The sequence below is a fragment of the Clavibacter sp. MX14-G9D genome, from assembly GCF_032917815.1.
In the GTDB taxonomy this organism is placed as follows: domain Bacteria; phylum Actinomycetota; class Actinomycetes; order Actinomycetales; family Microbacteriaceae; genus Clavibacter; species Clavibacter michiganensis_K.
Map to the genome: position 1 here is coordinate 1 of NZ_JAVCVL010000323.1, position 2,092 is coordinate 2,092.

General features: G+C 76.9%; 2 protein-coding genes and 1 pseudogene. 1 reads left to right on the forward strand and 2 read right to left on the reverse strand.

All coding sequences use genetic code 11. The features are described 5' to 3' along the window. Both Q6969_RS15215 and Q6969_RS15220 read right to left on the reverse strand, forming a co-directional pair. A pseudogene (locus tag Q6969_RS15215) lies at positions 1-216 on the reverse strand (sortase); the annotation flags it as partial. A 264-nt stretch (positions 217-480) separates the two neighbouring features. Next, positions 481-1,218, reverse strand: a complete 738-nt coding sequence (locus Q6969_RS15220; RefSeq protein WP_317231198.1) for a response regulator transcription factor — start codon at positions 1,216-1,218, stop codon at positions 481-483. A 391-nt stretch (positions 1,219-1,609) separates the two neighbouring features. Here Q6969_RS15220 and Q6969_RS15225 point away from each other — a divergent pair. Further along, positions 1,610-2,092, forward strand: a 483-nt coding sequence (locus Q6969_RS15225; protein WP_317231199.1) for an RNA polymerase sigma factor, incomplete at its 3' end; no start/stop codon positions are given.

Here is a 2,092-nt window from a genome sequence, read left to right on the forward strand (position 1 = left end):
GGCCTCGTCCGCGGGCGCGGGCGCGTCCGCCTCGGGGGTCGGCGTCGCGACGGGCGCCTCGACGGCGACGGGGGCGCTGTCCACGGAGACGGTCTCGGCGTGGGCGGCGGGCGCCATCGCGAGGGGCAGGATCACGAGCGACGCCGAGAGGCAGGCGCCGGCGGCGGCGCGGCGGAACGACCTGCCGCGGGACGCGGCGGGGGTGGGACGGGTCATGACATCTCCAGTGGTGCCGACCGCCGTCCGCGCCATGGCTGTGCCGCGTCCGTGCGGTAGTGGGGACGCGCTCCGGGGTCCGGGGAACGCGGCGGGGAGGATCTTCTCCCTACCGCCGACTGTAGGGATTTCCGCTACTCACCTGGGGAAATCTCCGGCGCAGTGTGACGCGTGTGACTCGTGAACCCCGGAGTTGCGGGGGTGACACGCGGGATCCACCCCCGGACTGGGGTGGCCGACCGGGCGGCCGGTGGCCGGTGGACGTCAGACGACCGGCGCGAGCACCAGCTCGTCGCCCGCGACGGCCACCAGGACCGCCTGGTCGCGCCCGGCGCGTCGCCCGGTGACCGACGGCAGGTCGAGGAGCGCGCGGGGCGCCACCAGGTCGAACCCGGCGTCCGTCAGCCGGTGCACGAGCTCCCGACGTGAGAGCCGCCGCGACGGCTCCTCGGCGAGCGCCCGCACGACGACCAGGTCCATCGGATCCAGCTCCAGCGCCACGCCCGCCAGCCAGGCCTCGCCGGAGGCCGGGTCGAGCACGAGGTCGCCCGCGGTGACCACCGCCGCGGCGAGCCCGCGCCGGCGGAAGAGCACGCGCAGCGTCTCGACGACCTCCTCCAGGCCGAAGGGCTTCGTCACGTAGTCGTCGGCGCCGGCGCGGAAGGCCGCGAGCCGGTCCTCGAGGGAGTCGCGGCCGGTCAGGAACAGCACGGGCGTGGCGATGCCGGCACGCCGCAGCTCACCCACGACCTCCACGCCCGAGACGTCCGGCAGCGTCATGTCGAGCAGGATCGCGTCGGGCGCGTCGTCCACCGCGGCGGCGATCGCGCCGCGACCGGTCGCGAAGACGCGCACGTCCCAGCCCTCCATCCGCAGCGCGAGCGACAGCAGCTGCGTGATGGGCGCCTCCTCGTCGACCACGAACACGCGGAGGGCGCGCGGGGCGGTACCGGGCAGGGCCTCCTCGTCGTCGCGGGCGGCCGGGCTCAAGGTGCTGTCCATGCGGATCCTCATCTGTCGCGCGGGCCCCGCCGCCGACCCGAGGGGGTCGGGCCGGCGACGGGATGCTCCGGACGGAGCGGGTCGCGGACGGGGGGACGCCGCGTCTCCCATCCTCGCCACGCGCGCGTCCCGGGTCGTCATCCCCGGGGAGGGTCACGGGTAGTCCCTACGACCCGCACTGCCGGGGCACCGGAGACCGCGAGCGGGCGCACGGCGCGTCCGCAGGCGAGGACCGTCGAACGTGCGCAGGCCGCGCCGCGGGCAGCGCGGGCCGCGCCCGCGGCTGCGGCGCGCATCCGGGAGCGCGGGCCGGCCGCGGGATCCGCGAGACTGATCCCGCACGCCGACCTCACGGACCACCCCGCCCCGGCGTCTACCCGGTGTGGAGATGATGCAGCCGTTCGACAGGGTCGTGACCGAGCACGGCGCCGTGGTGCTCCGCGTGTGCCGGGCGGTGCTCGGCGGGCACGCGGACGCCGAGGACGCCTGGTCGGAGACGTTCCTGTCGGCGCTCGTCGCGTATCCGGGGCTCGGGCCGCGCGCCGACGTGCGCGCCTGGCTCGTGACCATCGCGCATCGGAAGGCACTCGACGCGATCCGCGCCCGCGGCCGTCGCGCCCTGCCGGTGGAGGACGTGCCCGAGGGCATCTCCGACCTCGGCGTGCCGGGATCCGGCGACCCCGACCTGTGGTCGGCGGTCGCGGGCCTGCCCGAGCGGCAGCGCCTGGCGGTCGCGTACCGCTACCTCGGCGGCCTGCCGTACGCGGAGGTCGCGGCGATCGTCGGCGGCACCTCGGAGGCGGTGCGACGCGCGGCCGCCGACGGGGTGGCGAGCCTGCGGCGGACGATGGGGACGGATCCGCCGGGCGAGCGG